The following is a 4,739-nucleotide window of genomic DNA, read 5'->3' as shown; positions in this document are numbered from 1 at the left end:
ATGCTATACGGTTGAGGAATACGGGCTGCTGGGCGTTGAACGTGAGCCAGGCAAGCCGGCTTTTGCCCTGATGGCCGATCGGAAGACCGGGCGCTATGTCGGTTCGGCTTTCATCAATTCCAGCCGGGCGATCCGGGAGCGCCTGTGGGAGCGCGTCCAGGAGCACGCCGGGCCGCCGCCCAAGGGAATGAAGCGGCCATCAACACAATGGGTGAAGCCGGGAATCATCGCGCGCGTGAAACACTTGCGCGGCGAGGAGGATTTGCGGCACGCCTCGCTGCAAGATTTCCGCGAGGAATAAGAGCGTCGACGAAATCCTCCCGAAACTTTTTCATGTTGGCTAGATTAAATGCCTATGGCGCTTTATTTTTTCGCCTTTTCGGATAACGGTGAAGCTCATCCCGACGAACAGGGGACAGACTTATCCAGTTTCGATGCCGTCAAGCGTGAGGCCGTCAGCGCATTGTTCGATCTGATAAAGGAGGTGTGCCGGATGGCGCCACCGCAAGTGGCCATCACCGGCCCTGCTATGATTTGAGTTCGGCTCGCCTCTCGGCGCTGGCCGCCGGTTGATCCCACCAGACGTGCCCGCTGCCGACAGATGGCGGGTTATTGTGTTTTTTAGCACATGCTACAATGCCGCTTTGCAGCGAGGCGGGCGTCGCATGCGGGCTTTACTGTTTTCAATGGTAGTGCTGCTGTTCATGGCCAGCGGCTTCTGGCTTGCGGCCGAGCTTGTGATCGCAGGCGGTTGACAACAATCGTCGGCGCAAGGCAGTTTCCCAGCGAGGGTAAAGCGAGGAGCACCACTATGAAGAAGGCCTATGAGAAGCCAGCGCTGATGAAGCGCGAGCGCCTGTCGGTTGTGACAGCCGCCGTGAGCCTGTCGTTTACACCGCCGCCTCCGCCGCCTTGAGTTCTGGCTGACTTTCTATCTAGGCCCGCTTTGCGCTGACCGGCAGGCGGGCTTTTTCTATTTTGGTCGAGGGAAACTGAGGATTGTTGCGGACTGTGTCTGCAGTGGCTCGTGACCCGATTTTTCATGCCAGTACACCTGGCGGAAATCCCGCTGGTCAACCCGCTGACCGCAAGCGGGACAATTGTAGAAATGGTCCTGCTCGTTTGCGAGTTCAGCCTCATGCACCTTTCCACGCATTGAGGGACCGAAGTCGGCGCTTTCGCTCCATGCCAAGAGATCTGGGCGCTGGTCAGGCCCAACCAGGCTGTACTCGTGAACGGTGGTCTTCTCCTCATCTACCGCACGGAACCAATGCTCTTGTGCTGCCCTGGGCAATAGCGGTTGACCGGCCAGCGTCTCGGCGGCCTTAAGCGGATCGCTCTCCACAACGATGCCAGAGACCACGATAGTGTCGCCGTAGATCTCTTCCACCTGATACTTCGTCATCGTCGCCTCATCCCAGAGCGTGAGCAACGTGGTTTGCTGCGCATTGTTGCATGACACATAGGTTTATTTTAGCACAAGCTGATTGAATCGCCTGTCGTGAGTTCGTGCATGCGTTTGAGTTCATCGAGCCAATGATGCCGACCCTGGTTGAAAAGCCACCACCCGAGGTCACGAGCTCAAGTCCGACGGCTATCGAAGCCAGATCATCAAGGATGAAACCGGCGTTCGCGTCTTCACCCGCCGCGGGCTCGACTGGACAGCCAAATACCGAGACCCCGCTAAGGCGGCCGGCGACCTCGATGTCGACAGCGCCATCATCGACGGGGAAATCATCGTGCTGAACGACGCCGGCTTTCTGACTTCACCAGGCGTCAACATGACCTGTATTTCTTCGCCTTCGATCTGTCGCACATCAACGGCCATGATCTTCGAGATATGCCGCTGGAAGACCGGCGCGAGATCCTCGCCGAGATGATGCCAGAGGGACAGCACATCCAGTTCAGCCAAGCGCTGCTGGGGGAGGCCAGCGCATCTTCCACCAAGCAGGCATGGAAGGAATGGTGTCAAAGCGGCGCGACAACAAATATCGCAGCGGTGCGTCGACGAACTGGCTGACGACCAAATGCTATACGGTTGAAGAATACGAGCTGCTAGGCGTTGAACGTGAACCGGGCAAGCCGGCTTTGCCCTGATGGCCGATGGGAAGACGGGACGCTATATCGGCTCGGCCTTCGTCAATTCCAGCCGCGTGATCCGCGAGCATCTGTTGGAGCGCGTCCAGCAGCACGCCGGGCCGCCGCCCAATGGAATGATGCGGCCATCAACACAATGGGTGAAACAGGGATCATCGGGCGCGTGAAACACTTGCGCGGCGAGGAGGATTTGCGGCACGCTTCGCTTCAGGATTTTCGCGAGGAAAAGCATGCCGATTCGAAGAAAGGCAACTGAAGCGGGAATTTTGGAACCTGAGGAACTGGTCCTGCTTGGGCGGGTATTCGAACAGATCAAGGTCAACAGTCAGTCGAAAGAATCGCTAGACGCGCTCGCATCGCGCGTCATCGCGAACTATGTGGCCGGCGTGACTGACGAAGCCGAGCTCGTCTCGCTGTCCAGGCAGCCTCTCGGCCGGTAGGAGAACAAGATGGCGGTTGCCAAGAAGGAGCAGGTCCAACTACGCGTGGATATACGGTGTGTCCAGGATGCAAGGAGGGCAAGCAGCGTGTCGTGCATTCGCAGGAACACGCTGATGTGTGGCTCCAGGGCTTTGACGGTCCCCTTGGCTGGCGCAGACAAGGCCAAGCCCATCTGCGGCCAGATGGAGACCGAACTAGACGCCTCGGCGGTCGACCGAGACGGACATAATCGACCACATGAGCTTACGGCTTAATGAGCGCGCGTGGCATCGATTTCCTGTACCAATGGATCGCGAACACGCTCCTAAGACGGCAAAACCATCTGTCATCGCCGTGGACGAACTTACCGATCAGCGAATTGCCGATGCGAAAGCGATCGGCATCAAGCGGGTCGAACTCGATGAGGAAGTGGACAGCCTCTTTCGCACCATCCTCGAGGCGATTGTGTATGTCGATCCCGGCATGCCCGACTGGCGCAGGCAACTCGCTGGTTAGATTCTTAATTAGCAATTACTAATATGCGCGTAGATTAGCGTCGCGGACGCTGCCACGCCCGCAATGGCCGGTGCGGCGACGACTCCTAAGGCTCCTGCTGCACCGGCCACCCCAGCGCCACTGAACGGAATTAAGCGCTTGCCGTACGGCGCTTGGACAGCGCCCGCCACAAATCGGTTTCGTCAATGAGGCCATCCTCAAAGGCTTCCATGACCTCGCGGGCCAGTTGTTCCCTCTGCTCGCGGTCCTTAAGCGCCAGACGACGCTCTTGGCATAGTTGGTCAAACGTGATGACTTCCGCGTCGTGAGCGTGGGCAGCGCGGCGCAAGCCCTGTCAACCTTCGATGCCGATCCAGGGTCGTTCAAGGCGCTGATTTCCGATATCCGGCCGGGTCGACGGCGAGGCCGGCTGGGAACTTGTCCGCCATGTTCGGCAAGCCAATCCGACGATGCCCGTGAGCTAACATCCGCCGCCACCGAGCGATCAAAGTGCCCTCCACCATCTCGCCCTCCGCCAGTCCTCGCCCCGGAGGTCTTTCCCTACGTGTGAAGGTGGTAGATCTTGCTCACAATCCTCCACTCCCCGGCGACCTTAAGCAGGGATAGATAGTCGGTGAACTTCATGCTCCCAAACTCGTCCTCAACCTTCACCGTGGCCGCATCGGCCGTGATATCGAGAAGCAAGATTTTCCAGTTGGGGCTATTGTTCGGTGCCAAGTCCGCACCCATGACCTCGCCCACATAGCCATCGACGCTCAGCCATTCCACTGCGCCCTGGTAGTTGCCGATGATTGATGCCGACGCGTGAAACGCCGTTCGCAGCTTTTCCTGGTCAGCAGTGGACATAGCGAGGACGTAGGACTCAACCACAGCGTTGATTTGGCGTTCGTCGGTCTGCGACATCAGGCTAAACCATCTTTTCCCAGTTATGCGAGACGAGCATACAGAAAGCTACCGCATTGGGAACCGAGTTCGAGACATCACGTTGCTCGTGACGGTCACCACGCTGTGGTCATGACCCAAAAACGGAGGAAATGCGATGAACATCAAGAAGCTCACTATAGGCGCGATGGCGCTCGCAATGATGACGGGTTCAGCTCTCGCTGGCAGCACCTCTGCGCTCGACGATCCGGCAAAGATGTCGCCGTTCTTCACCGATGCCGGCATGAAAACACTGAGGTCGGAAGCGGATTTCAAGACCGCTTGGATGGCCATGAAACCCGACGAGCAGAAGGCGGTGATTAAAGACTGCGGTGATACAACGCTCAACAAGGCGCATGCAGATTTCTGCGCGATGGCGAAAAAGATGGGTGGCTGAAAGCAGCCCCCTCCAAACCCTCGCCTCTTTCTGGCCCGCTCCTCACCGGGGGCGGGCCACTTGTTTGTCGGTCGCTGTTTAGACCTTTGGTTCAGCCTGGCCCTCAAAATATTTCGATTTGCTATTTATCTATAACCTTGCGGATTTTTTCGGCGAGTTCGTCGATGGTATAGGGCTTGGTCAGAAGTTCCGTTCCGAAATCGAGAGTACCATTGTGGACGATCGCGTTGCGCGTGTAGCCCGTGGTGTAGAGAACTTTCAACGATGGTTGGACGACCTTCACCCTGTCGGCCAGTTCGCGCCCCGACATTTCGGGCATGACGACGTCGGTGAAGAGGAGGGATGGCACCGTGCCGCCTTCCAGAGCCGCGAGGGCTTCCCGCGGGCC

9 protein-coding genes and 2 pseudogenes are annotated in these 4,739 nt (G+C 58.1%); 7 read left to right on the top strand and 4 right to left on the bottom strand.

Annotated elements, in window-relative coordinates; translation table 11 throughout:
• The 3 genes and pseudogenes from EOA36_RS28135 to EOA36_RS28125 form a co-directional block, all read left to right on the top strand.
• Positions 1-301: pseudogene (locus tag EOA36_RS28135) on the top strand (ATP-dependent DNA ligase); the annotation flags it as partial.
• Positions 302-355: 54 nt separating this feature from the next.
• Positions 356-538: a hypothetical protein gene (locus EOA36_RS28130; protein ID WP_210212431.1), complete on the top strand. Its 183-nt coding sequence runs from the start codon at positions 356-358 to the stop codon at positions 536-538.
• A 273-nt stretch (positions 539-811) separates the two neighbouring features.
• Positions 812-916: a putative RiPP precursor gene (locus tag EOA36_RS28125; protein WP_127280313.1), complete on the top strand. Its 105-nt coding sequence runs from the start codon at positions 812-814 to the stop codon at positions 914-916.
• 57 nt (positions 917-973) lie between these two features.
• Here EOA36_RS28125 and EOA36_RS38495 read toward each other — a convergent pair whose 3' ends face one another.
• Together EOA36_RS38495 and EOA36_RS38980 are read right to left on the bottom strand one after the other, a co-directional pair.
• Complete coding sequence (locus EOA36_RS38495; RefSeq protein WP_245464494.1) at positions 974-1,405, bottom strand: hypothetical protein; 432 nt, start codon at positions 1,403-1,405, stop codon at positions 974-976.
• Positions 1,406-1,594: 189 nt separating this feature from the next.
• The gene (locus EOA36_RS38980; protein ID WP_348629828.1) at positions 1,595-1,912 is read right to left on the bottom strand and encodes a hypothetical protein; all 318 of its coding nucleotides are present in this window, start codon (positions 1,910-1,912) and stop codon (positions 1,595-1,597) included.
• A 184-nt stretch (positions 1,913-2,096) separates the two neighbouring features.
• On the opposite strand from EOA36_RS38980, the gene EOA36_RS38975 reads away from it, so the two are divergent.
• The 3 genes and pseudogenes from EOA36_RS38975 to EOA36_RS28100 all read left to right on the top strand — a co-directional run bounded on the left by EOA36_RS38975 (position 2,097) and on the right by EOA36_RS28100 (position 3,033).
• Positions 2,097-2,264 carry a hypothetical protein gene (locus tag EOA36_RS38975; RefSeq protein ID WP_348629827.1) on the top strand — a complete coding sequence of 56 codons (168 nt, stop codon included), beginning with the start codon at positions 2,097-2,099 and terminating at the stop codon, positions 2,262-2,264.
• A 63-nt stretch (positions 2,265-2,327) separates the two neighbouring features.
• The gene (locus tag EOA36_RS28110; RefSeq protein ID WP_127280312.1) at positions 2,328-2,537 is read left to right on the top strand and encodes a hypothetical protein; all 210 of its coding nucleotides are present in this window, start codon (positions 2,328-2,330) and stop codon (positions 2,535-2,537) included.
• Between the two features lie 254 nt (positions 2,538-2,791).
• Positions 2,792-3,033 (top strand): annotated as a pseudogene (locus EOA36_RS28100) (hypothetical protein).
• 540 nt (positions 3,034-3,573) lie between these two features.
• Here EOA36_RS28100 and EOA36_RS28090 read toward each other — a convergent pair.
• Complete coding sequence (locus EOA36_RS28090; RefSeq protein ID WP_127280310.1) at positions 3,574-3,936, bottom strand: nuclear transport factor 2 family protein; 363 nt, start codon at positions 3,934-3,936, stop codon at positions 3,574-3,576.
• Positions 3,937-4,072: 136 nt separating this feature from the next.
• Here EOA36_RS28090 and EOA36_RS28085 point away from each other — a divergent pair, with 136 nt between their 5' ends.
• On the top strand, positions 4,073-4,351 hold the full coding sequence (locus tag EOA36_RS28085) for a hypothetical protein (RefSeq protein ID WP_127280309.1): 279 nt from the start codon (positions 4,073-4,075) through the stop codon (positions 4,349-4,351).
• A 121-nt stretch (positions 4,352-4,472) separates the two neighbouring features.
• On the opposite strand, the gene EOA36_RS28080 is transcribed toward EOA36_RS28085, so the two are convergent.
• Positions 4,473-4,739: response regulator (locus tag EOA36_RS28080; RefSeq protein ID WP_127280308.1), on the bottom strand; the 267-nt coding region annotated here is incomplete at its 5' end.

Origin of the sequence: Mesorhizobium sp. M8A.F.Ca.ET.021.01.1.1 (assembly GCF_003998025.1) — a bacterium.
Taxonomy (GTDB): Bacteria; Pseudomonadota; Alphaproteobacteria; order Rhizobiales; family Rhizobiaceae; genus Mesorhizobium.
This window is presented reverse-complemented; position numbering and strand designations above follow the sequence as displayed.

Coding starts and splice junctions, on each gene's coding strand:
- EOA36_RS28130 (WP_210212431.1), top strand. CDS start 356: ATGGCGCTTTATTTTTTCGCCTTTTCGGATAACGGTGAAGCTCATCCC.
- EOA36_RS28090 (WP_127280310.1), bottom strand. CDS start 3,936: ATGTCGCAGACCGACGAACGCCAAATCAACGCTGTGGTTGAGTCCTAC.
- EOA36_RS28110 (WP_127280312.1), top strand. CDS start 2,328: ATGCCGATTCGAAGAAAGGCAACTGAAGCGGGAATTTTGGAACCTGAG.
- EOA36_RS28125 (WP_127280313.1), top strand. CDS start 812: ATGAAGAAGGCCTATGAGAAGCCAGCGCTGATGAAGCGCGAGCGCCTG.
- EOA36_RS38495 (WP_245464494.1), bottom strand. CDS start 1,405: ATGACGAAGTATCAGGTGGAAGAGATCTACGGCGACACTATCGTGGTC.
- EOA36_RS38975 (WP_348629827.1), top strand. CDS start 2,097: ATGGCCGATGGGAAGACGGGACGCTATATCGGCTCGGCCTTCGTCAAT.
- EOA36_RS28085 (WP_127280309.1), top strand. CDS start 4,073: ATGAACATCAAGAAGCTCACTATAGGCGCGATGGCGCTCGCAATGATG.